Genomic DNA, 23,238 nt, shown 5'->3' on the forward strand with positions numbered 1-23,238 from the left:
GCGGACCGTGCCCGATCCGCCCGTCGGCCGCTGTCACCGCCGGTGCCGTTCCATCCCTCGGTCGGCGTTTTTGCAGGCCGGGGTGCGACCGCATACTCAGGGGGTGACCGAGAACGCGTCTGGGGAGCCCGCGTACGACGCCGTCGTGCTCGCCGGTGGTGCCGCGCGCCGGCTCGGCGGTGCCGACAAGCCCGGTGTGCGCGTGGGTGGGCGGGCGCTGCTCGACCGGGTGCTCGGTGCCTGCGCCGAGGCCCGCACGACCGTGGTCGTCGCCGACCCGCGGCCCACGTCCCGGTCCGTGCGCTGGGCACGGGAGGAGCCGCCGGGCGGCGGACCGCTCGCCGCGCTGGACGCCGGGCTTCGGCACACCACGGCACCCCATGTCGTCGTCCTCTCCGCCGATCTGCCGTTCCTGCGCGAGGACACCGTCGACCGGCTGCTGGCCGGGCTGCGCGCGGGCGGCGGCGACGGGGTACTGCTCGCCGACGCGGACGGCCGCGACCAGCCGCTCGTCGCCGCCTACCGCAGTGCCGCCCTGCGGAGCGGACTGGCCGCGCTGACCGCAGCCAACGGCTCGCTCAGCGGGCTGCCGCTGCGCCGGCTGACCGCCGGACTCGGTCTCACCCGCCTCACCGACCCCGTCGCGGCGTTCGACTGCGACACCTGGGACGACATCGCCACCGCCAGGGCCCGCATCAGGGAGCATGAGCACGTGTTGGATGAATGGATCACCGCAGTCAAGGACGAGCTGGGCATCGACCTGGACGTCGACACCGGTACCCTCCTCGACCTGGCCCGGGACGCCGCGCACGGCGTGGCCCGCCCCGCGGCGCCTCTGACCACCTTCCTGGTCGGTTACGCCGCCGCCCGCGCCGGAGGCGGCCCCGAGGCGGTCGCCGAGGCATCCCGCAAGGCCGCGGCCCTGGCCCAGCGCTGGGCCCAGGAGGACACCGCGGCCAGTGAGCCCGACGTGGCCCCCGACGCCACCCCCGACACCCGCCCGGACGCCGGATGACCGCCCCCGGCCTGGGACAGGACGCCGACGACCTCGACGTCGAGGAGGCCCTCGCCCTGGTGAACCGGACGCACGGCACCGAACCCGCCGTACCGCAGCCCTCCGCGGGCGGCGGCCCGCTCCCGCCGGAGGCCCGGCACCGGGGCACGGCCTGGCCCGAGGCCCGCGCGACCGCCGCCCGCGCCGCCCGCCGGGGCGCCCGCCGCGCCCCCGCCCCCGTACCGCTGGACGACGCCCTCGGTCTGACCCTGGCCGCGCCGCTCACCGCCCTCACCGACCTGCCCTCCTTCGACACCTCCGCCATGGACGGCTGGGCGGTCGCCGGACCCGGCCCCTGGAGCGTGCGGGACGAGGGCGTGCTCGCCGGACACGGTGCGGCCGTCCGCCTGGAGGACGGAGAGGCGGTGCGGATCGCCACCGGCGCCCGGATCCCCCCGGACACCACCGCCGTGCTGCGCAGCGAGCACGGCCGCACGGACGACAAGGGACGCCTGCACCTGCTCCGCGACCTGGCGCACGGCCAGGACATCCGCCCGCGCGGCCAGGAGTGCCGCAGCGGCGACCAGCTCCTGCCCGTCGGAACCCTGGTGACCCCCGCCGTGCTGGGCCTGGCCGCGGCCGCCGGCTACGACACCCTCACCGTGGTTCCGCGCCCCCGCGCCGAGGTGCTCGTCCTGGGCGACGAACTGCTCACCGCGGGACTGCCGCACGACGGACTGATCCGGGACGCCCTCGGACCCATGCTGCCGCCCTGGCTGCGGGCGCTCGGCGCCGAGATCGTGGCCGTGCGCAGGCTCGGCGACGACGCGGAGGCCCTGTACCGGGCCGTCTCCGACAGCGACGCCGACCTCGTGGTGACCACCGGCGGCACCGCGGCGGGCCCCGTCGACCACGTCCACCCCACGCTCCGCCGCATCGGCGCGGAGCTGCTGGTGAACGGCGTCCAGGTGCGCCCCGGCCATCCCATGCTGCTGGCCCGCACCAAGGAGAACCAGCACCTCGTCGGGTTGCCCGGCAATCCGCTCGCGGCCGTGTCCGGGCTGCTCACCCTCGCCGAGCCGCTGCTGCGCACGCTCGCCGCGCATCCCGCCCCGGAGCCGTACGCGCTGCCGCTGAGGGACGCGGTGCAGGGGCATCCCCACGACACCCGGCTCGTTCCGGTCACCCTGCGCGCCGACCACGCCGTGCCGCTGCACTACAACGGCCCGGCGATGCTGCGGGGCATCGCGGCGGCCGACGCCCTGGCCGTCGTACCGCCCGGTGGTGTGCGCAAGGGTCAGGAGGCGGAGCTGCTCGACCTGCCGTGGGCGACCGCCGGAATCGGCGTGTGTTTCACGTGAAACAGCGCCCTACTCCTCCGGCTCCTCGTTCGCCCGCTGCACCGTGACCACCCGGTCGCCCGGGCGCAGGATGCCGATCCGCTCGTCGGCGTAGTCCAGGACCTTGCGGTCGCGTACGACGGCCATGACGAGGTCGGCGCAGGCGCGCGGGTCCTTGCCCGCCTCGGCCTCCGTCACCGGGCGTTCGACCAGGTCGAGCCCGGCGCCCAGGGTCATGATGTCCTCCAGCGTCCGCGCCACGACCGGGCTGACCATGGAGACACCGAGCAGACGGCCGGCGGAGCTGGAGCTGGTCACCACGGTGTCGGCGCCGGACTGCCGCAGCAGGGGCACGTTCTCGTCCTCGCGGGCGGCGACGACGATGGTGGCGTGCCGGTTGAGCTGCCGGATGGTGAGGGTGACCAGGGCGGCCGTGTCGTCGCGCTGCGGGGCGACGATGACACGGGAGGCCGTGGCGACCTCGGCCTTCAGCAGCGTCTCCGAGCGGGTGGCGTCACCGATGACCGCCACCAGACCGTCGTCGCCGGCCGCGGTCACCGCCTTGCGCTGGGCGTCCACCACCACGATCCGGTCCTTGGACACGCCCTGCCCGATGAGGGTGCGCACCGCGTGGTAGCCCTTGGTGCCGTAGCCGACGACCACGATGTGGTCACGGGTGCGGCTGCGCCAGCGGTGGACCCGCACCTGCTGCCGGGTGCGCTCGGTGAGCGCCTCCAGGGTGGTGCCGACCAGGATGATCAGGAAGATCACCCGCAGCGGTGTGATGACGAAGATGTTCACCAGCCGGGCCGCGTCGCTGGCGGGGGTGATGTCGCCGTAGCCCGTGGTGGAGAGGGTGACGGTGGCGTAGTAGGCCGCGTCGAGGAGGTCGACGGCGCCGTCGGAGTTGTCGTTGTAGCCGGAGTGGTCGGCGTAGACGATCACGGTGGTCAGGACCAGGACGCCGAGGGCCATGGTCAGGCGCCGCATCACCTGCTGGAGCGGATGCAGGACGGTGCCCGTGGGCATCGTGACGGAACGGCCCGCCTCGGCGTCGTCCCGCGCCTCCCGGTGCGAGCGGCGGTACCACAGGTACCGCAGCATGGTTCCGACCGTGGATTTCTCGTCCTGCTTCTTCGCCTGTCCCACGCCGTGATCGTAAGTCGTCGGCACCATGGTCGTGGGTGGGATCGCGGACCATGGTTCAGTAGGTCCGCCCTGTGGAACCACCCTGAGCGCTGGAGGAGCCGTGCGTGACCACACCGTCGTCATCGGATTCGGTACGAAGGGGCGGTCGGCGCTGCGGACCGTCTGTGGCGCGGGGCTGAAGAAGGACCGGGTGGTGGTGATCGACCCCAGCGCCAAGGCGGGGGCGGCCGCGACCGCGGAGGGCTTCGAGGCCGTCGTCGGCGACGCCACGCGCAGTGATGTGCTGCGCCAGGCCGAGGTGCAGCGGGCGGGGAAGATCATCGTCGCGACCCAGCGGGACGACACGGCCGTGCTGGTGGTGCTGACCGCCCGCCAGCTCAACCCCACCGCGAAGATCGTGGCCGCGGTCCGGGAGGAGGAGAACGCCCCGCTGCTGCGGCAGTCCGGCGCGGACGAGGTGGTCACCGGGGCGAGCGCGGCGGGACGGCTGCTGGGGCTGTCCGTGCTCACGCCGGCCGCCGGTCTGGTCATGGAGAACCTGATGCGGCAGGGCAGCGGCCTCGACATGGTCGAGCGCCCGGTCACCAAGGCCGAGTCGGGACGCCGCCCGCGCGATCTGGCCGACCTGGTCGTCACCGTCGTACGCGGGCACCGGGTGCTGGCGTACGACGATCCGGCCATCGGCGTGCTGGAGCCGACGGACCGGATCGTGACGATCGTGCGCGGGAACGGGGAGCCGGCCGCGCGGTGAGCCCCACGGGCGGCTGAGCCGCGCCTGCGGCCGCCGCCCCCGAGGATCACTTGCGGTTGTACAGCCGCATCGTGATCGGGCCGAAGACCAGCACGAACAGACCCGCCCAGCCCAGGGACCAGGCGATCTCGGCGGTCGGCCAGTCGCCCGCCATCAGCCCGCGCACCGCCGAGGCGAGGTGGGTGATCGGGCTGTTGTTGACGAACGCCTGGAGCCAGCCGGGCATGGTGCGCGGGTCGACGAAGACGTTGGACAGGAAGGTGAGCGGGAAGATCACCATCATGCTGACGCCCATCACCGACTTCTCGGAGCGCAGCATCAGCCCGAACATCGTCCAGATCCACGAGAACGCGAACGAGAAGACGATCAGCAGCGCCACCCCGGCGACCACGCCCGCGACCCCGCCGTCCGGGCGGTAGCCGAGGATCATGCCGACGACCAGCATCACCAGGGACGCGATGGTGTAGCGCAGGGCGTCGCCGAGGAGGTAGCCGACCATCGTCGACGGCCGCCAGATGGGCAGCGAGCGGAAGCGGTCGAAGACGCCCTTCTCGATGTCGGTGTTGACCGAGACGCCGGTGTACATGGTGATCATCACGACCGACATCACCAGGATGCCGGGCAGCAGGAACTGGATGTACTCCTTCGGCGATCCGGCCAGCGCCCCGCCGAACAGGTACGTGTACATCAGCACCATCATGATCGGGAACGCGGTGACGTCGAAGAGCTGCTCCGGTACGTGCTTGATCTTCAGCACCGCCCGCCAGCCGAAGGTCAGCGACGCCGACCAGGCGCTGGGCCGGGGCGGCCGCTCCTTGGCCACGAGCAGCGCGGCGAGCGACTCGGCGCTGACGGGGGCGAGTTCCTTGTTCTCGGTGGTGGTCGCGGTGCTCATGCCGCCGCCTCGCCTTCGGAGTTGTCGGAGCCGTCGGAGTCGCCGGAGCCGCGCGGGCGGTCGGCGTCCGGGCGGTCGGGGCCGGGAGTGTCCCCCGCGTGCGTGTCGTGGCCGGTCAGGGCGAGGAAGACCTCGTCGAGGCTGGGCTGGCCCAGGGAGAAGTTGTCGACGGTGATGCCGCCGCGGGCCAGTTCGGCGAGCGCGCGGGCCGCCTGTTCGGCCGCGCCGCGCCCGTTCGCCGCCCCCGCGCCGACCCGGGCGGTGAGCGCGACGGGGTCGGGCTCCAGCTGCACATCCGCGTCCAGCGTCAGCCGCAGCACCCGCTCGGCCTCGGGCCGCTGGGCCGCGTCGCGCAGCCGCAGATGCACCGAACCGGCGCCGACCGATGCCTTCAGCTCGCCCTTGGTGCCCTCCGCGATCACCTTGCCGCGGTCGATGACCGCGATCCGGGACGCCAGCTGATCGGCCTCGTCGAGGTACTGCGTGGTCAGCAGCACGGTGGTGCCCTGGGCGACGACGGCCCGCACGATGTCCCACACGTGGTTGCGGCTGCGCGGGTCGAGGCCGGTGGTCGGCTCGTCGAGGAAGAGCAGGTCGGGGGTGTTGAGGATGGACGCCGCGATGTCGATACGGCGCCGCATGCCGCCCGAGTAGTGCTTGACCTGCTTGCCGGCGGCGTCGGTGAGCCCGAACGCCTCCAGCAGCTGCGCGGAGCGCTCGCGCGCGGCCTTCTTGCCGTGGCCCAGCAGCCGGCCGAGCAGGACCAGGTTCTCGGTGCCGGTGAGGTCCTCGTCCACCGAGGCGTACTGGCCGGTCAGGCTGACCCGGCCGCGTACCTCGTCGGCCTCGTGGACGACGTCGTGGCCGAAGACGTGCGCCTGGCCGCCGTCGGGGCGGAGCAGGGTGGCGAGCATCTTCACGGTCGTCGTCTTGCCCGCGCCGTTCGGGCCGAGGACGCCGTAGACCGTGCCGGTCGGCACCGCGAGGTCGACTCCGTCGACCGCCCTGGTCTGACCGAACGTCTTCACCAGGCCCGCGGTCTCGATGGCCAGGCCGGAGGTCTGCTGGCTCATGGTGGGTGTCCTTCCGCGTACAGGGGTGACGCATGGGGAGACCTTCACGGTCGCGCAGATTCATCGCTCGCGCACCGGGATTTCCGACAGGTCCGGTCGAAGGGCGGAGAGGGACGGGACCTTCGGCGGAGGTCCGGTGAGGTCCGGTGACGTCCGGCGAGGTCCGGGTGGGTGCGGGTGGGCCGGACCGGGCGAACGGTGGGTGAAGGGGGCGTGTGCGCGGGAGCGGAGGCAGTAGCGTCCGGTCCATGTATGCGATCACGATTCCCGAACCCGGCGGACCCGAGGCGCTGGTCTGGGCCGAGGTGGCAGATCCGGCGCCCGGCCCCGGCGAGGTGCTGGTGGAGGTGGCGGCCAGTGCCGTGAACCGGGCGGACATCCTGCAGCGGCAGGGCTTCTACGACCCGCCGCCCGGCGCGTCCCCCTACCCCGGCCTGGAGTGCTCCGGCCGGATCGCCGCCCTCGGCACCGGGGTGTCCGGCTGGGCCGTCGGCGACGAGGTGTGCGCGCTGCTCTCGGGCGGCGGCTACGCCGAGAAGGTCGTCGTCCCGGCGGGCCAGCTGCTGCCCGTGCCCGAGGGCGTCGGCCTCGTCCGGGCGGCCGCGCTGCCCGAGGTCGTCTGCACGGTCTGGTCGAACGTCTTCATGATCGCCCACCTGCGTCCCGGTGAGACCCTGCTGGTGCACGGCGGCTCCAGCGGTATCGGCACGATGGCCGTCCAGCTCGCCAAGGCCGTCGGCGCCCGGGTCGCCGTCACCGCGGGCAGCGCCGAGAAGCTGCGGCGCTGCGCCGAGCTGGGCGCCGACATCCTGGTCAACTACCGGGAGCAGGACTTCGTCGAGGAGGTCGGCAAGGCCACCGACGGGGCCGGGGCCGACGTCATCCTCGACAACATGGGCGCCAAGTACCTGGACCGCAACATCCGCGCCCTCGCCCTCAACGGGCGCCTGGCGATCATCGGCATGCAGGGCGGCGTCAAGGGTGAGCTGAACATCGCCCGGCTCCTGAACAAGCGCGCCGCCATCACCGCGACCTCGCTGCGCGCCCGCCCGCTGGAGGAGAAGGCGGCCATCGTCGCCGCCGTGCGCGAGCATGTCTGGCCGCTGCTGGACGCCGGACGCGTCCGGCCGGTCGTCGACAGCGAGCTGCCCCTGAGCGACGCGGCGGCCGCGCACCGGCGCGTGGAGGACAGCGGCCACGTGGGCAAGGTGCTGCTGGTGACGGACACCGCCTAGCGCCCGGCGCGGGGGAGCGGGCGCCTGCTCCGGCGGCAGGGCCCTGCTTTTCGTACGGCCCAAGTCCCCGTACGGCCCAAGTCCCCTTACGGCCCTGGTCCCCGTACGGCCCAAGCCCCCGTACGGCCCAAGCCCCCGTGCGGCCCTACTCCCGCCTCAGCCGCAGGCCCACGAACGCCAGCCCCAGGCCGAGCCCGACGAGGACCAGCCCGCTGCCCAGGGTGAGGATCTCCAGTACGGGCTCGGCGGGCTGGGCGGCCTGCGGTGCGAGGGGTTGTGTCGCGGCGGGCGGATGTGCGGAAGGGGCGGTCGGACGGGAGCCCGGCGTGGGCTCCCCCGACGCCTCTCCGACGGCCTCCTCGCCCTCCGGCTCGGGCGCGGACTCCTGCGGTCGCCGTCCCGGCCGTTCCTTCCCCTCACCGGCCCGGCTGCCGGCCCGTGTCGGCTCGGCGGCGGGGGCCGCCCGACCGGAGGGCACCTGACCGGAGACCGTGGGACCAGGGGCCCGGCCGGGCACCCGACCCGAGGCCGAGACGGCGGAGGACGGCTCGGCGGCGACCGGCCCGTGGGCGGCACCCGTGGCGGCGGGACCGGGACGGTCGGCGCCGGCGTCAGGGCGGCCGGAGCCCCCTGCGGGTCCCGCGGAGGCGGTGACCGAGGACGCGGCACCCGGACGGTCCGCCCCGAGCCCGGCCCCCGCCGAGGGGGACTCCGGAAGGCGGGCCCCCTGCCCGGCGACCGTCGGGCCGGACCCCGCGACAGAAGGCGAACCGGACGGCACCTCGCGACGCCCCGGCGAGGCAGAAGGCCCCACCCTCGCCTCCGTACTCACCCCCGAGCCCACATGCACGCCCACCCCCACCTCCGCCCCCGCCCCCCACGCCGAGCCCGAGCCCCCCGCACCCACCGGCGCGAAGAGCCCCGTCACCACGACCACGACCACGCACAGCCCACGACGACTCACATCCCCACCCTCACATCACCGCGCATTCCCGGCATTCCGGACTGCGCCGGTCCGCCGAACGCGATCCCCCGCCCGGAAAACCCGGTCCCCCGCCCCGGAAAAGGTGGATCACCCCCCTCCGGGGGCACCACGATGATGAGCTGTCGGGGTGCGAGAGAATGGCGGCATGGAGATGCCGAGGAACGAGAGGTCACCGGAGAACCCGCAGATCCTGGTCGTGGGCCAGGACGGCATGGCGCTCAGCGGTGGCAACGGGGACGAGGACTCCCGCGAGATTCCGGTGACCGAGCAGGTGGAGCAGCCTGCCAAGGTCATGCGGATCGGCAGCATGATCAAGCAGCTGCTGGAGGAGGTGCGCGCGGCTCCCCTCGACGAGGCGAGCCGGGTCCGGCTCAAGGAGATCCACGCCAGCTCGGTGAAGGAGCTGGAGGACGGTCTGGCGCCGGAGCTGGTCGAGGAGCTGGAACGGCTGTCGCTGCCCTTCACGGACGACGCCACCCCGAGCGACGCGGAACTGCGCATCGCGCAGGCCCAGTTGGTCGGCTGGCTGGAGGGCCTCTTCCACGGCATCCAGACCACGCTGTTCGCCCAGCAGATGGCGGCACGGGCCCAGCTGGAGCAGATGCGCCGCGCCCTCCCGCCGGGTGTCGCCCACGAGGGCGACGAACCCCACCGCACGGGCGGCCGCTCGGGCGGACCGTACCTGTAAGGCCCGGCGCAAGGCGCACCTTCCCCGTACCGCCGTACACCCGTACCGCCGTACACCCGTACCGCCGACCCCCGACCCACACCCGTCGAGCCGGGCTCGTACCGACGAGCCCGGCTCACCCCTTTCCCGGCAAGGTGTCAGGACGCCTCGGCCCGCTCCGCCCGCCGGTCGTACTCCGCCCGCGCCGCCGCGATCTCGTTCTGGTGCTCCTCGGTCCACACCACCAGACTCCGAATGGTGTCGTGCAGCGTGACCCCCAGCGGCGTCAGCTCGTAGTCCACCCGCGGCGGTACGACGGGATGGACCGTCCGCTTGACCAGCCCGTCCCGCTCCAGCTGACGGAGGGTCACGGTCAGCATCCGCTGGCTGATCCCCTCGATCTGCCGGCGCAGCTCGGAGAAGCGCAGACTGCGGCGGTCCAGCAGCGCGATCACCAGCAGCGACCACTTGTCCGCCACGCGGTCCAGGATCTGGCGGACCTCGCAGCCCTGCCGGGTGTCCCACTGGAGGACGTCGTACTCGTCCTCGGTACCCCCGCAGTCACTCGGTGACTTCAAAGTGCCTTCTTCCATGGTCGTCGAGCCTGCCGCACGATTTCCATGGTTACAAGAGGGAACCGCCGCACGGCCCTTCTCTCTTCTCCTTCCTGACACTTCCTCACCAAGGGATTCTCCGTGTCCATTTCGCATTCCTCGCCGCCGAGCGGCACCGCCCGTATGACAGGACGCGAGTGGGGCGTGCTGTTCGTGCTGTGCGGCGCGATCTTCCTGGAGGGCGTCGACGTCGCGATGCTCAATGTGGCCCTGCCCTCCATCCGCGCCGACCTGGGGCTGTCCACCGGCACCCTCCAGTGGGTGATGAGCGCCTACGTCCTCGGCTACGGCGGTTTCATGCTGCTCGGCGGCCGGGCGGCCGACCTGTTCGGGCGGCGCCGGATGTTCCTGTTCTGGCTGACGGTGTTCCTGCTGTTCTCCGGGCTGGGCGGGCTGGCCAGCGAGGGCTGGATGCTGATCGTCGCCCGGTTCGTCACCGGAGTCGCGGCGGCCTTCATGACCCCCGCCGGTCTGTCGATCATCACCACCGGCTTCGAGGAGGGGCCGCGCCGCAACAAGGCGCTGCTCGTCTACTCGGGCACCGCGGCCGGCGGCTTCTCCGTCGGTCTGGTCGTCGGCGGTCTGCTGGCCTCCGCGGACTGGCGCTGGGTGTTCTTCGCGCCCGTGATCCTGTCCTTCCTCATCCTGCTCGCCGGAACGGTGTTCATCCCGCGGTCGGCCGGGCCCGACCGCGCGGGGCAGCGTATGGACGTGGCGGGGGCGGTCAGTGTGACCGCGGGCATCGTGCTGCTGGTGTTCTGCGTCGAGCGGGCGAGCCATGCGTCGGCGGCGGCGACCGCGCTGACCGCGGCGGCCGCCGCGGTGATGTTCCTCGCCTTCGTGCTGATCGAACGCCGGTCGGCCGCGCCGCTGGTGCGCCTCGGCCTGTTCCGCAGCGGGAGCCTGGTGCGGGCCAATGTCTCCGGACTGCTGTTCGCCGCCGGGTTCTTCGGCTTCCAGTTCGTCGTCGTCCTCTACCTCCAGGAGCTGCGCGGCTGGTCCACGCTGGAGACGAGCTTCGCCATGATCGTGATCGGTGTCGACGCGATCCTGTCGCCGACGCTCACCCCGAAGCTGGTCGACCGGTTCGGCAACGCCCGGGTCATCTTCGGCGGTCTGCTGCTGGCGGTGCTGTCCTACGCGCTGATGCTGCCGCTGGGGCTCGACTGGAGCTACCTGGCGATGTTCCCGAGCCTGATCGTCCTGGGCCTCGCCTTCGCCCTGGCCTACGGTCCGCTGACCATCGTCGCCACCGAGGGCGTCGAGGAGGAGGAACAGGGCGTCGCGGGCGGCCTGCTGTACACGTCGTTCCAGTTCGGCGCCGCCCTCGGGCTGTCCACGGCCACCGCCGTGCTCACCGCCGCGACCGACGGCACCGGCCCGCAGGCGCTGCTCGACGGCCACCGGGCCGCCCTCCTCGTCCCCCTGGCCGCCGCCGTGCTCGCCACCCTGGTCAGCGCGTTCGGCCTGCGCGGCCGGCCGGGCACGGTGGCCGCGCGGTCCGCACCGGCCGACGAGGCCGCCCTGCAGCCCGCCGAGTCCGACCGCTGAGCCCGTGAAGCCCTTCCCCACCGACAAGGAGCCGACATGGCAGCCGTCACAGTGAGGTCCTTCTCGGACATCGAGTCGACCTTCACGGCGTACATCCAGGACATCGTGTACTGCACGATGGTCACCGTCGACCGGAAGTCCCGGCCCCGGGCGCGGGTCCTGCTGCCGGTCTGGGAGGTCGTGGCCGGCCGGCCGGTCGGCTGGCTGGCCGTGTACCGGACCCCGGTCAAGACGGCCCATCTGGCGCACAACCCGCACACCACGTACGCGTACTGGAGCCCCAGGCAGAACGCCGTGTTCGTCGACAGCGTCACGCGCTGGGCCGACGACCCGGAGAGCAAGCGGTACGCCTGGGACCTGTACGCCAAGGGCAGCCCGGCCGGGGTCGGCTACAACCCGCGCTCCTTCTGGCGCCTGGGCCCCGAGGACCCGCAGTACCACGTGCTGCGCATCGACCCCTGGCGGGTGCAGGTGCTGCGCGGCACGGACCTCAGCAGCCGGATCTGGACCGACACCGCACCGGACTGAGGCCCCGCGTCACTCGTTCGGGTTGCCCGTCGAGATGCTCAGCTGGATGTCGCCCGGGTCCTTGGGGTCGACGTCCGTCCCCGGCGCGGGGAACTGCTCCAGGACCGTGCCGTCACCCCAGGTGTTGTTGTCGACGTCCTTCTTGGTCATCGTCCAGCCGGCCGCCTGGAAGCACTTGCGGACCGAGTCGATGTCCTTGAAGCGGAAGTCGGGGAGCCTGACCTTCGCCGGGTCGTTGTACGACTCCTGGGGCTCGGAGCACTCGGTCTCGTCGATCGTGCGGGTGTGGTCCGGCGGCCGGTAGCCCGGCTTCTGGGACGAGGACGCCGAGGCGCTCGCCTCGCCGCCCTTGCCCTCGTCGTCGCCGCCCCCGCTGCTCAGCGTCAGGGCGGTGATCAGGCCGACGACGGCGACACCGGCGACCACGATCGAGCCGATGATCACCCCCCGGTTGCTCTTGCGGCCGCCGCCCGGCGCGGGGGTGTGCTGCTGCGGGGTGATGTTGTACGGCGGCGGGGTGGAGGCGTTCGGCTGGGGCGCGTAGGCCCCCGTGCCGTAGCCGCCCTGCTGCGGATAGCCGTACGCCGGGGAAGGGGCGGGCGCCGGCGTGGGCGTGCCGTACGGGTTCGGCGCCGGCGTCGGCTGGTACGGCGTCTGCACCGGGCCCGTCGGCGCCGGGGTGGTCTGGTCGACCGGCGGGAACACCGCGGAGCCCACGCCCGCGCCGCTGGCGGTCGGGGCGCCGGCGACGATGTTCGGCGCGGCCGGCTGGAAGGAGGCCGCGACCCGCAGGCACTCGTCGCGCATGGCGACGGCCGTGGGGAAGCGCTCGTTCGGGTTCTTCTTCAGCGCGCGGGCGATCAGCGCGTCCACGGCCGGCGGCAGCGAGCGGTTGATGGAGGAGGCGGCGACCGGCTCCTCCTGGACGTGCGCGTAGGCGATGGCCAGCGGCGAGTCCGCGTCGAACGGCAGCCGCCCGGTGACCAGTTGGAACAGCATGATGCCGACCGAGTACAGGTCGGAGCGGGCGTCCACGCCACGGCCCAGGGCCTGCTCGGGCGAGAGGTACTGCGGGGTGCCGACGACCATGCCGGTCTGCGTCATCGACGTGACACCGGACTGCATGGCCCGCGCGATGCCGAAGTCCATGACCTTGACCACGCCGCGCTTGGTCATCATCACGTTGCCGGGCTTGATGTCGCGGTGGACCAGGCCCATCTCGTGGCTGATCTCCAGCGCCGCCAGCACATCGGCGGTGATCTTCAGTGCCTTGTCGGCGGACATCGCGCCGTACTGCCGTACGTCCTCGTCGAGCACCGAGCCCAGCGGGCGGCCCTCGATGTACTCCATGACGATGTACGGCGTCGTCATGCCGTCGACCTCGTCCTCGCCGGTGTCGAAGACGGAGACGATGTTGGTGTGCGTGAGCTTGGCCACGGCCTGCGCCTCGCGGCGGAAACGCTCGCGGAAGGCGGCCTCGCGGCCCAGTTCGGTGTGCAGCGTCTTGATCGCGACCTGGCGGTCCAGCACACTGTCGTAGGCCAGGTGCACCGCGGCCATGCCGCCCTGGCCGAGCAGGTCACGCAGCTGGTAGCGGCCGCCGGCGAGCGCCCGCGCCGTGTAGCGGTCCTGTGCGCCGTCCTGGCTCATGATCCGTATCCCCCGTAGGCCCTCAGGCGGCGTTGATCCAAAGTGCTATTCCCGGCCAAGTCTGCCGCAGGGCACTGACACGTCAAGCTCGGTGCCCGTTCCGTGACCGTACGCGAAAGAAGCGTCGCGGAAGCGTTACAGCCCACGTACCGGCGGTACACAGGATTTGCACGGCAGCGGGTTGACACGTTTGGATGGCGGGTCCGTCTCGTGCCCGTGGCGGCGCCATCTCGGACCGGCGGATCGCGCGGAGGCTGTAGCGTGGCCGACGGAGACCGTAACAACACCGCGCGCACCGCGGGCAGAAACGACGGCGAGGACTGATGGCACAGCAGCATGGCGCTCAGGGCCCGTCCGAACCCGAGGCGACTGGCGGCGGCATGTCGGACGCGCCGGAGACCTGGGGCAACGGAGGGCTGGTCGGGGACGGCCGGTACCGGCTGACCCGCCGGCTCGGCCGGGGCGGCATGGCAGAGGTGTTCGCCGCCGAGGACGTACGCCTCGGCCGCACCGTCGCCGTCAAGCTGCTGCGCCCCGACCTCGCCGAGGACCCCGTCTCCAAGGCCCGCTTCACGCGCGAGGCCCAGTCGGTCGCCGGGCTCAACCACCACGCCATCGTCGCCGTGTACGACTCCGGCGAGGACCATGTCGGCGGCCAGTCGGTGCCGTACATCGTGATGGAGCTCGTCGAGGGCCGCACCATCCGCGATCTGCTGCTCAACGCCGAGGCGCCGGGCCCCGAGCAGGCCCTGATCATCGTCTCGGGCGTGCTGGAGGCGCTGGCCTACTCGCACCAGCACGGCATCGTGCACCGCGACATCAAGCCGGCGAACGTCATCATCACCCACAACGGCGCGGTGAAGGTGATGGACTTCGGCATCGCCCGCGCCCTGCACGGCGCGTCGACGACGATGACGCAGACCGGCATGGTCATGGGCACCCCGCAGTACCTCTCCCCGGAGCAGGCGCTCGGCAAGGCCGTCGACCACCGCTCCGACCTGTACGCGACGGGCTGTCTGCTCTACGAACTCCTCGCGCTGCGTCCGCCGTTCGTCGGCGAGACCCCGCTGTCGGTGGTCTACCAGCACGTCCAGGACATCCCGGTGCCGCCGTCGGAGGTCTCCGACGCCTCTCCGCCGGAGCTGGACGGCCTGGCGATGCGGGCGCTGGCCAAGGACCCCGACGACCGCTTCCAGACCGCAGAGGAGATGCGCGGTCTGGTGCAGTACGCGCTGCAGATGCTCTACGACCAGGGCGGTCACACCGGCACCTGGAACACCGGGCCCGTGACCGTGCACGACGGCCGGCACACGCCGTCGGCCGGTATGGCGGGCACGGCGGTGCTGCCGATGGACGGCGCGGGCACCGCGCAGATCCCGCAGCCGATCCTGCCGCCCTACGGCCATGGCGACGACGGCGGGTTCGAGGGGCACGGCAACAAGGGCGGCGGCCGCGGCAAGGTGTGGATACTGGCCGTCCTCGCGGTGATCGCCATCGCGGGCGGTGTCGCGTTCGCCATGAACAACGCGGGCGGCGACGGCGAGGGCGGTGGCGGCACCTCGCCCACGCCGACCGTCACCCGGAGCACCCAGGAGGAGACCGCCTCCCAGGAGCCGAGCGACGAGCCGACCCAGGAGCAGACGCAGGAGGAGGAGAACGACGGCAGCGGCGGCGGTGGCGGTGACTGGAACTGGTCGCCCACCCCGACCCCGTCGTGGACGCCCTCCCCGACGCCGACGCCCACGCCGACCGGTGAGCCGTCGCAGCCGGAGCCGACGGACACCGGTGGCACGGACACCGGCGGCACCGACGACGGCGGTACCGACAACGGCGGCACGGACACCGGTGGCACCGACACGGGCGGCACCGACCAGGGCGGTACCGACAACGGCGGTACGGACACCGGCGGCACCGACACGGGCGGCGCGGACACCGGCGGCGCCAACGAGGGCGGCGTCGTCGGCGGCGGCTGACGGCCGCCCGCTCGCCGTGACGGGGCTCCACGCGTGCGCGTGGAGCCCCGTCGCCGTTTCCTCATAAAGCGGGGGCAAACCCCCACCGCATTTATTACTGACCGGTTGGTCCAATCGAAATGGGCTCTTCCCGTGACCTGGTTCACCGGGATAACGTGCCGTAGTTCCGGCCCCCTGCAAGGCTGTGACCAGGAGTTGTTCCCGGCTTTCGCGATTTACTTGGAAATCCAAGCAAAATCGCAGGTCAGGAGGGGTTTCACAGAAATGTGGAGCACTGGGTAACGTGCTTTTTGCAGGGCGCTCGCCGGGGCACCTGTCACGCCTGTCCCCCACGAGCCGCACCCACCCCGTGCGCCGCGGGTACACACAGGTGAGCCGCTCCCCCAGGCTCCTGAACGGAGCTGGGGGGTCCCCCAGGCACCCGGCGAACCCGGGAGCCGGACCGACGGAGGAGCACACGTGAGCGTGGAGAGCACTGCCGCGCGCAAGCCGCGAGGCGGCGCCGGAAGCAAGGCCGGCACCACCGGCACAAAGCGCACCACCCGCACGAGCGCAAAGAAGGCCACCGAGCCCGAGCTCGTGCAGCTGCTGACGCCCGAGGGCAAGCGCGTCAAGAACGCCGAGTACGACCGTTACGTCGCCGGCATCACCCCCGAGGAGCTCCGCGGCCTGTACCGCGACATGGTGCTCACCCGACGCTTCGACGCCGAGGCCACCTCCTTGCAGCGCCAGGGCGAGCTCGGCCTGTGGGCGTCGCTGCTCGGCCAGGAGGCCGCCCAGATCGGCTCCGGCCGCGCCACCCGCGAGGACGACTACGTCTTCCCGACCTACCGCGAGCACGGCGTCGCCTGGTGCCGCGGCGTCGACCCGACCAACCTGCTGGGCATGTTCCGCGGCGTGAACAACGGCGGCTGGGACCCCAACGGCAACAACTTCCACCTGTACACGATCGTCATCGGCTCCCAGACGCTGCACGCCACCGGCTACGCCATGGGCATCGCCAAGGACGGCGCCGACTCCGCGGTCATCGCCTACTTCGGCGACGGCGCCTCCAGCCAGGGCGATGTGAGCGAGGCGTTCAACTTCGCCGCGGTCTACAACGCTCCCGTGGTGTTCTTCTGCCAGAACAACCAGTGGGCGATCTCCGAGTCCAACGAGAAGCAGACCCGCGTGCCGCTCTACCAGCGCGCCCAGGGCTTCGGCTTCCCCGGCGTCCGCGTCGACGGCAACGACGTCCTCGCGTCCCTCGCCGTCACCCGCTGGGCGCTGGAGCGCGCCCGCCGCGGCGAGGGCCCGGCGCTGATCGAGGCGTGGACGTACCGCATGGGCGCCCACACCACCTCCGACGACCCCACCCGCTACCGCCACGACGACGAGCGCCAGGCATGGGAGGCCAAGGACCCGATCCTGCGCCTTCGCCGGTTCCTCGAGGCCGCAAACCACGCGGACGAGGGATTCTTCGCGGAACTCGAGGCCGAGTCCGAGGCGTTGGGCAAGCGAGTGCGTGAGGCGGTCCGCGCCATGCCGGACCCGGACCACTTCGCCATCTTCGAGAACGTGTACGCGGACGGGCACGCGCTCGTCGACGAGGAACGCGCCCAGTTCGCCGCCTACCAGGCGTCGTTCGCGGACGTGGAGGGGGTCTGACATGGCAGCGGAGAAGATGGCTCTGGCCAAGGCGATCAACGAATCGCTGCGCCGCGCCCTGGAGAACGACCCCAAGGTCCTCATCATGGGCGAGGACGTCGGCAAGCTCGGCGGCGTCTTCCGGGTGACCGACGGACTGCAGAAGGACTTCGGCGAGTCCCGTGTCATCGACACCCCGCTCGCGGAGTCCGGCATCGTCGGCACCGCGATCGGCCTCGCTCTGCGCGGCTACCGCCCGGTGGTGGAGATCCAGTTCGACGGCTTCGTGTTCCCGGCCTACGACCAGATCGTCACCCAGCTCGCCAAGATGCACGCCCGCTCGCTGGGCAAGGTCAAGCTGCCGGTCGTGGTGCGCATCCCCTACGGCGGCGGCATCGGCGCGGTCGAGCACCACTCCGAGTCCCCCGAGGCGCTGTTCGCGCACGTCGCGGGCCTGAAGATCGTCTCCCCGTCGAACGCCTCCGACGCGTACTGGATGATGCAGCAGGCCATCCAGAGCGACGACCCGGTGATCTTCTTCGAGCCGAAGCGGCGCTACTGGGACAAGGGCGAGGTCAACCCGGACGCCATCCCCGGCCCGCTGCACAAGGCGCGCGTGGTCCGCGAGGGCACCGACCTGACCCTGGCCGCCTACGGGCCGATGGTGAAGACCTGCCTGGAGGCCGCCGACGCGGCCGCCGAGGAGGGCCGGAGCCTGGAGGTCCTGGACCTGCGCTCGGTGTCCCCGCTGGACTTCGACGCCATCCAGGCGTCCGTGGAGAAGACCCGCCGTCTGGTCGTGGTCCACGAGGCACCGGTGTTCTTCGGCTCCGGCGCGGAGATCGCCGCCCGCATCACCGAGCGCTGCTTCTACCACCTGGAGGCCCCGGTGCTCCGGGTCGGCGGCTACCACGCCCCGTACCCGCCGGCGCGCCTGGAGGAGGAGTACCTGCCGGGCCTGGACCGGGTGCTCGACGCCGTCGACCGTGCCCTGGCGTACTGAGGAGAGGGACGTGACGACGATGACTGACGCGTCCGTGCGCGAGTTCAAGATGCCCGACGTGGGCGAGGGCCTCACCGAGGCCGAGATCCTCAAGTGGTACGTCCAGCCCGGTGACACCGTCACCGACGGACAGGTGGTGTGCGAGGTCGAGACCGCCAAGGCGGCCGTCGAACTGCCCATCCCGTACGACGGTGTGGTGCGCGCCCTGCACTTCCCGGAGGGCACCACGGTCGACGTGGGCACCTCCATCATCGCGGTGGACGTCTCCGGCGGAGCTGCCCCGGAGCCCGAGCCGGCGCCCGCCCAGGCCGAACCGCAGGCCCCGGTGCAGGAGGAGCCCAAGCCGGAGGGCCGCCAGCCGGTGCTCGTCGGCTACGGCGTCGCCGCCACCTCCACCAAGCGCCGCCCGCGCAAGGGCCCGGAGGTCCCGGCCCAGGCGTCCTCGGTGATCCAGGCGGTGCAGAGCGAGCTGAACGGCCACGGCCCGGCCCCCGCCGCGGCCCCGGCCCCCGCGGCCCCCGCCCCCGCCCCCGCGGCCCCGGCCGCCGGCGCGGACCGCCCGCTGGCCAAGCCGCCGGTGCGCAAGCTCGCCAAGGACCTCGGCGTCGACCTGGCCACCGTCACCCCGACCGGCCCGGACGGCATCATCACCCGCGAGGACGTTCACGCCGCGGCCACCACCCAGGCGGCGCCCGCCCAGGCCGCCCCGGCCGAGGCCCCCGCGCCGACGGCGCCCGCCCCGGCCCAGGCACCGGCCCCCACGGCCGCCCCGGCTCCCGCGGCGTCGTACGACACCGCGCGCGAGACCCGCATCCCGGTCAAGGGCGTCCGCAAGATGACGGCCCAGGCGATGGTCGGCTCGGCGTTCACCGCGCCGCATGTCACCGAGTTCGTCACGGTCGACGTCACGCGCACGATGAAGCTCGTCGAGGAGCTCAAGCAGGACAAGGACATGCAGGGCCTCAGGGTCAACCCCCTCCTGCTGATCGCCAAGGCCCTGCTGGTCGCCATCAAGCGCAACCCGGACATCAACGCCTCCTGGGACGAGGCGAACCAGGAGATCGTGCTCAAGCACTACGTCAACCTGGGCATCGCCGCCGCCACCCCGCGCGGCCTGATCGTCCCGAACATCAAGGACGCGCACACCAAGACCCTCCCGCAGCTCGCGGAGGCGCTCGGCGAGCTGGTGTCCACCGCGCGCGAGGGCAGGACCTCGCCCGCGGCGATGCAGGGCGGCACGGTGACGATCACCAACGTCGGCGTCTTCGGCGTCGACACCGGCACCCCGATCCTCAACCCGGGCGAGTCGGCGATTCTCGCGGTCGGCGCGATCAAGCTCCAGCCGTGGGTCCACAAGGGCAAGGTGAAGCCGCGTCAGGTGACCACGCTGGCGCTGTCCTTCGACCACCGCCTGGTCGACGGCGAGCTGGGCTCGAAGGTCCTCGCGGACATCGCCGCGATCCTGGAGCAGCCCAAGCGGCTGATCACCTGGGCCTGACCGGCGGACATCAGGGAAGCACCGGGTCCGGCCGCAGCCAGTGGCCCCCGGTGCTCCAGCCCAGCAGCAGCCGTCCCTCGCCCTCCCGCGCCGATCCGCCCTCCGCGACCTGACGCAGGCCGGTGAGCGCCGGGGCGAGCCGGACGGCCACGTGCCACGGGTGGCGGGCGGTCTCCTCCGGCAGCCAGGCCAGGGTGCGGGCCCGCCCGCCCGGCGTGCACAGCGAGAGATGGAACAGCATCTGCCGCCAGGCGTAGGCCACGTCCTTGACGGTGCCCAGCGGCCGCGGGTTGCGGTGGATCCGCGCGGTGAGCCGGCAGACGGTCGTGTACGAGCGCCGGGCCAGGTCGTCCCAGCCGGTGCCGGGGGTGATGCCCGCCCGGTGGACCAGGGTGGCCAGGTTGTGCGTGGTGAGGATCTGCGCCTGCTCGATCACCGTGCCGTTGGCCGCCACCCGCGAGCCCTTCCCCGACCCCGGCGCGAGGGCCGCCGCCCGGCGCGCGCACAGCTGCGCGAACCCCGGTGAGGTGCGCGCCCCGGACGACCGCCGGGCCGCCTCCCCGGCCTCGACGACGGCGAGGTTGCGGACGGCGCGGTAGTCGATGGCGTAGTAGCGCGCGTAGAGGGAGCCGCCGCCCAGGAGTTCCGCGGCCACGCGGGCGGACCTGAGGAACTTCGGGGTGAAGGTGCCCATGAAGATGTCGGCGGCCAGCTCCTCGACGAGCGGTGCGCCGAGGTCCGCCTGGCGGGCCAGCACGGACAGCTCCCGGACCAGCGGGTTCGGCAGGATCGTGCCGGGGAACGCCCGGACGGCCAGCCCGCCCAGCTGCCGCAGCGCGACGGCGGCCACGTCGGAGCCCCCCGCGTCGGCACGGTGGGCGGCGACCGCCCGTACCCACGGCAGCTCCTCGGCCTGTACCTGCCGCTCCAGGTCGAGCAGCAGCAGGGAGCGGCGGTTGCGGAAGGCGCGGTAGGTCGCGGCGGACAGGGTGCGCAGCGCCGGCTCCGGGTAGGGCTGGGCGGCGACGGCGGCGACGAGCTGCGGCACCAGTCCGGCGAGCACTTCGGCGGACGGGACGACACCGCGCTCGACGAGCGTGCCGAGGGGAGCGCTCAGCGCGGCCTCGACCGGCCGCCGTACCGAGGCCGGGACGGCGGCGCCCGCGGGCAGACCCGTGCGCTCCGCCTCCGGCGCGCTCACATCGGCGACGAACGGGCCGGTCTCCGCGATGCCGCCGTCCGCGGGCAGCTCGGCCAGCCGGTCGAGGACCAGCCCCGCCAGCGCGTGATGCGAGGGCAGCGCCGCCTGGGCGGCCTGCTCCCGGCGCAGGGCGGTGTGGACCGCCGAGCCGGGCAGCCCGCGACGGCGCACCATCGAGCCGACGGCATGCCGCAGCAGCCCGAGCCGCCGCGCGTCCAGCTCCCGTCCGGCGACGGTCTCCTCCAGCGCGCCCCGCAGGATGCCGAGGTTCTCCTTCGGCCTGCGGTGCTTGGAGCAGTGCGGATGACGCCGGGCGAGGGCGCGGTAGCGCACGAGGAGGGCGGCCGACCGGTCGTGCCAGTCGGGGCCGGGGGCGGCGGCGTTCTCGGGGGTGGGGCGCGTCGGTGTGCGGAGGTGGCCGCCCCGGTTGCGCGGTGGGACGCGGACGTGACCGTCGGCGTCCGTCACCTCCAGCCAGTGCGTGAGCAGTTCGTCCCCGAAGGGCTGCCACACGGTGAGGGCCTCGCGCTGGGTCTCCACGGCCGTGCTGGGGCGGCGGCGGGAGAGGGCCGCGCGGGCGTCGGCGACGGTGGAGCGGTGGACGGCGTCGGGGCGGGGCGCGGGCCGATCGGAGGGGCGCGGGGCGAAGCGCAGCCGGCCGGCGAACGGCGCCAGCTCCGCCACGAGGTCCAGCGCGGCCTGCGTCTGCCCGGCCCGGATCAGCCAGGCGACGGTGAGCAGGGCCGCCTCCTCCGGTACGGCGACCTCGTAGCGTCCGCTGTCCAGCAGCCCGTACAGCTCGGTCAGCCCGTCCTCGGACAGGAAGTGCGCGAACAGCGCCTGCCGCTCCTCGGGCACCCCCGCCCGGCGGGCGGCGGCGCGCTCGTAGGGGAGCAGCGGGCCGCCCGCGCCGGGCGCGCCCGTGGCGAAGCCGCCCCGGACGACCTCGGGCGTCACCCACGCGGGCAGTCCCGCGACCGGCGTCCGGGATCCGACGGTCAGCAGGCCGTTCGCCATTCCGGTGAGCACGGCACGCCACTTGCGCCCGCGTTCCTCGGCGCGGCGCCGGGTGTCGGGGTCCTCGTGCAGGACGGAGGTCCGGAGCGCGGCGGCCAACTGGCCCGCGGCGTAGGCCGGGTTCGCCTCGGCGGCGTGCTGCTGCTCAGCGTCGTCGTTCATAGCCGACGTGGCGGGTGCTGCCCCCGCGCCCTCCGGGTAGGAAGCCCGGTGCTCTGCTGCTGAGCTACACGTCGAGGGAACCGACGCTAGGGGGCCGATGTCCGTTCGGACAAACGGATTTCGTCCGCGGCCCGGTGCGCGTGCACCGCGGGCCCCGGTGTCCCGCGGGCCCGTGGCCTGGTTCCACGTGGAACAGGGCCCGCCGTGAGGAACACGGCGGGCCCTGCCGGGTGTGCTGTCCGCGGGCGTCAGGCCTGGCGGGCGAAGCCGTAGTTGAGCAGCTTCGTGGCGTCCGACTTGCGGGTCGTGGCGTTGGTGGAGTTGAGGATGACGCCGTAGACCGTCTTGCCGTCGCGGGTGGCGGAGAAGGCGAGGCTGTAGCCGGAGGAGGGGCCGGAGCCGGTCTTCACGCCGGTGGCGCCGGAGTAGGAGCCGAGCAGCGGGTTGGTGTTGTTCCAGGGGGCCATCGTGCGGGTGGTGCCCGAGCTGGTGATCGTCTTGGCCGTGTACGTCCTGGTCTTGACGATCGAGCGGAACGTGTAGCCGGCCATCGCGCTGCGGGCGAGCTTCGTCAGGTCCCGCGGCGTGGAGTAGTTGGAGCCGTTGCTCAGGCCGTCGAACGAGTCGAAGTGCGTGTTCGTCATGCCCAGGCTGGCGGCCATGGTGTTCATCTTGCCGATGAAGTTCTTGGTGCGGGCGGCGACCGTGGTGCCGGTGCCGAACTTGTCGGCGAGGACCATCGCGGCGTCGCAGCCGGACGGCAGCATCAGGCCGTACAGCAGCTGGCGGACGGTGAGCTTGTCGCCGACGATCAGCCGGGCCGACGAGGGGTAGCCCTCGGCGACCATGTAGTCGCTGACTTCCCGCCGGACCGTGACCAGGGTGTTCAGGTTCAGGTTCGGCTGGGACAGGACGACCTTGGCCGTCATGATCTTGGTGGTGGAGCCGGTGGGGCGCCTGTAGTCGGCGCCCTTGACGTAGAGCGTCCGGCCGCTGCCGTCGCTGACGTAGGCGCCCTTGGCGTAGACGGTCGGGGCCGTGACGGCCTGCGCGGGGGCCGCCACGACGGCGCCCGCGGTGAGCATGGCGCCGGTGGTGAGGCCGACCGTGACGGCCCTGCGGATCCGGGCGCCCGGAAGAGTAGTGATCAAGAGGATTACCCCGATTTGATCGAAATTGTCGTGAAGTCCCTTTATGTGGCAGCCGAGTTGAGAGGGGACAACAGGGCTGCACACGTGAGACTCACGAGGGGGGTGCAGGGTTGTGCGCCGCATGCGGAAAACTTTTCGCCCGCGCCGCGGCCGTCCGCATCGTGGAACGACCCCT

Annotated in this window: 18 protein-coding genes, 1 tRNA gene and 1 pseudogene; 11 read left to right on the top strand and 9 right to left on the bottom strand. The window is 72.7% G+C overall.

Annotation, left to right across the window (positions count from 1 at the left end; translation table 11 throughout):
* The first annotated feature begins 103 nt into the window (after positions 1 to 103).
* Together ACSU6M_RS17550 and ACSU6M_RS17555 are read left to right on the top strand one after the other, a co-directional pair.
* On the top strand, positions 104 to 1,015 hold the full coding sequence (locus tag ACSU6M_RS17550) for an NTP transferase domain-containing protein (RefSeq protein WP_437070682.1): 912 nt from the start codon (positions 104 to 106) through the stop codon (positions 1,013 to 1,015).
* On the top strand, positions 1,012 to 2,355 hold the full coding sequence (locus tag ACSU6M_RS17555) for a molybdopterin molybdotransferase MoeA (RefSeq protein ID WP_437070684.1): 1,344 nt from the start codon (positions 1,012 to 1,014) through the stop codon (positions 2,353 to 2,355). Before ACSU6M_RS17550 ends, ACSU6M_RS17555 begins: the two co-directional genes overlap by 4 nt.
* A 9-nt stretch (positions 2,356 to 2,364) precedes the next feature.
* Here the strand turns inward: ACSU6M_RS17555 and ACSU6M_RS17560 are convergent, their stop codons facing one another.
* On the bottom strand, positions 2,365 to 3,363 hold the full coding sequence (locus ACSU6M_RS17560) for a potassium channel family protein (protein WP_437075194.1): 999 nt from the start codon (positions 3,361 to 3,363) through the stop codon (positions 2,365 to 2,367).
* A 207-nt stretch (positions 3,364 to 3,570) separates the two neighbouring features.
* Here ACSU6M_RS17560 and ACSU6M_RS17565 point away from each other — a divergent pair.
* Positions 3,571 to 4,234: pseudogene (locus ACSU6M_RS17565) on the top strand (potassium channel family protein); the annotation flags it as partial.
* 46 nt (positions 4,235 to 4,280) lie between these two features.
* On the opposite strand, the gene ACSU6M_RS17570 reads toward ACSU6M_RS17565, so the two are convergent.
* Both ACSU6M_RS17570 and ACSU6M_RS17575 read right to left on the bottom strand, forming a co-directional pair.
* Positions 4,281 to 5,129, bottom strand: coding sequence for an ABC transporter permease (locus ACSU6M_RS17570; RefSeq protein WP_437070685.1), 849 nt, complete (start codon positions 5,127 to 5,129; stop codon positions 4,281 to 4,283).
* A complete protein-coding gene (locus tag ACSU6M_RS17575) occupies positions 5,126 to 6,202 on the bottom strand; it encodes an ATP-binding cassette domain-containing protein (protein WP_437070686.1) in 1,077 nt (358 codons plus the stop codon). Before ACSU6M_RS17575 ends, ACSU6M_RS17570 begins: the two co-directional genes overlap by 4 nt.
* A 248-nt stretch (positions 6,203 to 6,450) precedes the next feature.
* Between ACSU6M_RS17575 and ACSU6M_RS17580 the strand changes: the two genes are divergently transcribed.
* On the top strand, positions 6,451 to 7,437 hold the full coding sequence (locus tag ACSU6M_RS17580; protein ID WP_437070688.1) for an NAD(P)H-quinone oxidoreductase: 987 nt from the start codon (positions 6,451 to 6,453) through the stop codon (positions 7,435 to 7,437).
* A 145-nt stretch (positions 7,438 to 7,582) separates the two neighbouring features.
* Here ACSU6M_RS17580 and ACSU6M_RS17585 read toward each other — a convergent pair whose 3' ends face one another.
* The gene (locus ACSU6M_RS17585; RefSeq protein WP_437070690.1) at positions 7,583 to 7,915 is read right to left on the bottom strand and encodes a hypothetical protein; all 333 of its coding nucleotides are present in this window, start codon (positions 7,913 to 7,915) and stop codon (positions 7,583 to 7,585) included.
* 652 nt (positions 7,916 to 8,567) lie between these two features.
* Between ACSU6M_RS17585 and ACSU6M_RS17590 the strand changes: the two genes are divergently transcribed.
* Entirely contained in the window at positions 8,568 to 9,110 is a 543-nt protein-coding gene (locus ACSU6M_RS17590) for a bacterial proteasome activator family protein (protein ID WP_437070692.1), read from the top strand.
* 137 nt (positions 9,111 to 9,247) lie between these two features.
* Here the strand turns inward: ACSU6M_RS17590 and ACSU6M_RS17595 are convergent, their stop codons facing one another.
* Complete coding sequence (locus ACSU6M_RS17595) at positions 9,248 to 9,682, bottom strand: winged helix-turn-helix transcriptional regulator (protein ID WP_437070693.1); 435 nt, start codon at positions 9,680 to 9,682, stop codon at positions 9,248 to 9,250.
* Positions 9,683 to 9,826: 144 nt separating this feature from the next.
* Here ACSU6M_RS17595 and ACSU6M_RS17600 point away from each other — a divergent pair, with 144 nt between their 5' ends.
* Complete coding sequence (locus tag ACSU6M_RS17600) at positions 9,827 to 11,254, top strand: MFS transporter (RefSeq protein ID WP_437075196.1); 1,428 nt, start codon at positions 9,827 to 9,829, stop codon at positions 11,252 to 11,254.
* A 36-nt stretch (positions 11,255 to 11,290) separates the two neighbouring features.
* Positions 11,291 to 11,782, top strand: a complete 492-nt coding sequence (locus ACSU6M_RS17605; RefSeq protein WP_437070694.1) for a pyridoxamine 5'-phosphate oxidase family protein — start codon at positions 11,291 to 11,293, stop codon at positions 11,780 to 11,782.
* A gap of 9 nt (positions 11,783 to 11,791) precedes the next feature.
* Here the strand turns inward: ACSU6M_RS17605 and ACSU6M_RS17610 are convergent, their stop codons facing one another.
* A complete protein-coding gene (locus ACSU6M_RS17610) occupies positions 11,792 to 13,432 on the bottom strand; it encodes a protein kinase domain-containing protein (protein ID WP_437070695.1) in 1,641 nt (546 codons plus the stop codon).
* Positions 13,433 to 13,755: 323 nt separating this feature from the next.
* Here ACSU6M_RS17610 and ACSU6M_RS17615 point away from each other — a divergent pair, with 323 nt between their 5' ends.
* From ACSU6M_RS17615 to ACSU6M_RS17630, 4 genes are all read left to right on the top strand, one after another.
* Positions 13,756 to 15,405, top strand: a complete 1,650-nt coding sequence (locus ACSU6M_RS17615) for a protein kinase domain-containing protein (protein ID WP_437070696.1) — start codon at positions 13,756 to 13,758, stop codon at positions 15,403 to 15,405.
* A gap of 459 nt (positions 15,406 to 15,864) precedes the next feature.
* Positions 15,865 to 17,052 (top strand): pyruvate dehydrogenase (acetyl-transferring) E1 component subunit alpha, encoded by a 1,188-nt coding sequence (gene pdhA / locus ACSU6M_RS17620; protein WP_437070697.1) that lies wholly within the window; start codon positions 15,865 to 15,867, stop codon positions 17,050 to 17,052.
* 1 nt (position 17,053) lies between these two features.
* Entirely contained in the window at positions 17,054 to 18,034 is a 981-nt protein-coding gene (locus ACSU6M_RS17625) for an alpha-ketoacid dehydrogenase subunit beta (protein ID WP_437070698.1), read from the top strand.
* A gap of 10 nt (positions 18,035 to 18,044) precedes the next feature.
* A complete protein-coding gene (locus tag ACSU6M_RS17630; protein ID WP_437070699.1) occupies positions 18,045 to 19,532 on the top strand; it encodes a dihydrolipoamide acetyltransferase family protein in 1,488 nt (495 codons plus the stop codon).
* A gap of 10 nt (positions 19,533 to 19,542) precedes the next feature.
* Here the strand turns inward: ACSU6M_RS17630 and ACSU6M_RS17635 are convergent, their stop codons facing one another.
* The 3 genes from ACSU6M_RS17635 to ACSU6M_RS17645 form a co-directional block, all read right to left on the bottom strand.
* Entirely contained in the window at positions 19,543 to 21,912 is a 2,370-nt protein-coding gene (locus tag ACSU6M_RS17635) for a hypothetical protein (protein WP_437070700.1), read from the bottom strand.
* 2 nt (positions 21,913 to 21,914) lie between these two features.
* Positions 21,915 to 21,986 (bottom strand) — tRNA-Gly (locus ACSU6M_RS17640).
* A 174-nt stretch (positions 21,987 to 22,160) separates the two neighbouring features.
* A complete protein-coding gene (locus ACSU6M_RS17645) occupies positions 22,161 to 23,063 on the bottom strand; it encodes a D-alanyl-D-alanine carboxypeptidase family protein (RefSeq protein WP_437070701.1) in 903 nt (300 codons plus the stop codon).
* Between the last annotated feature and the right edge of the window lie 175 nt (positions 23,064 to 23,238).

This window comes from Streptomyces sp. enrichment culture, assembly GCF_964272895.1.
In the GTDB taxonomy this organism is placed as follows: Bacteria; Actinomycetota; Actinomycetes; order Streptomycetales; family Streptomycetaceae; genus Streptomyces.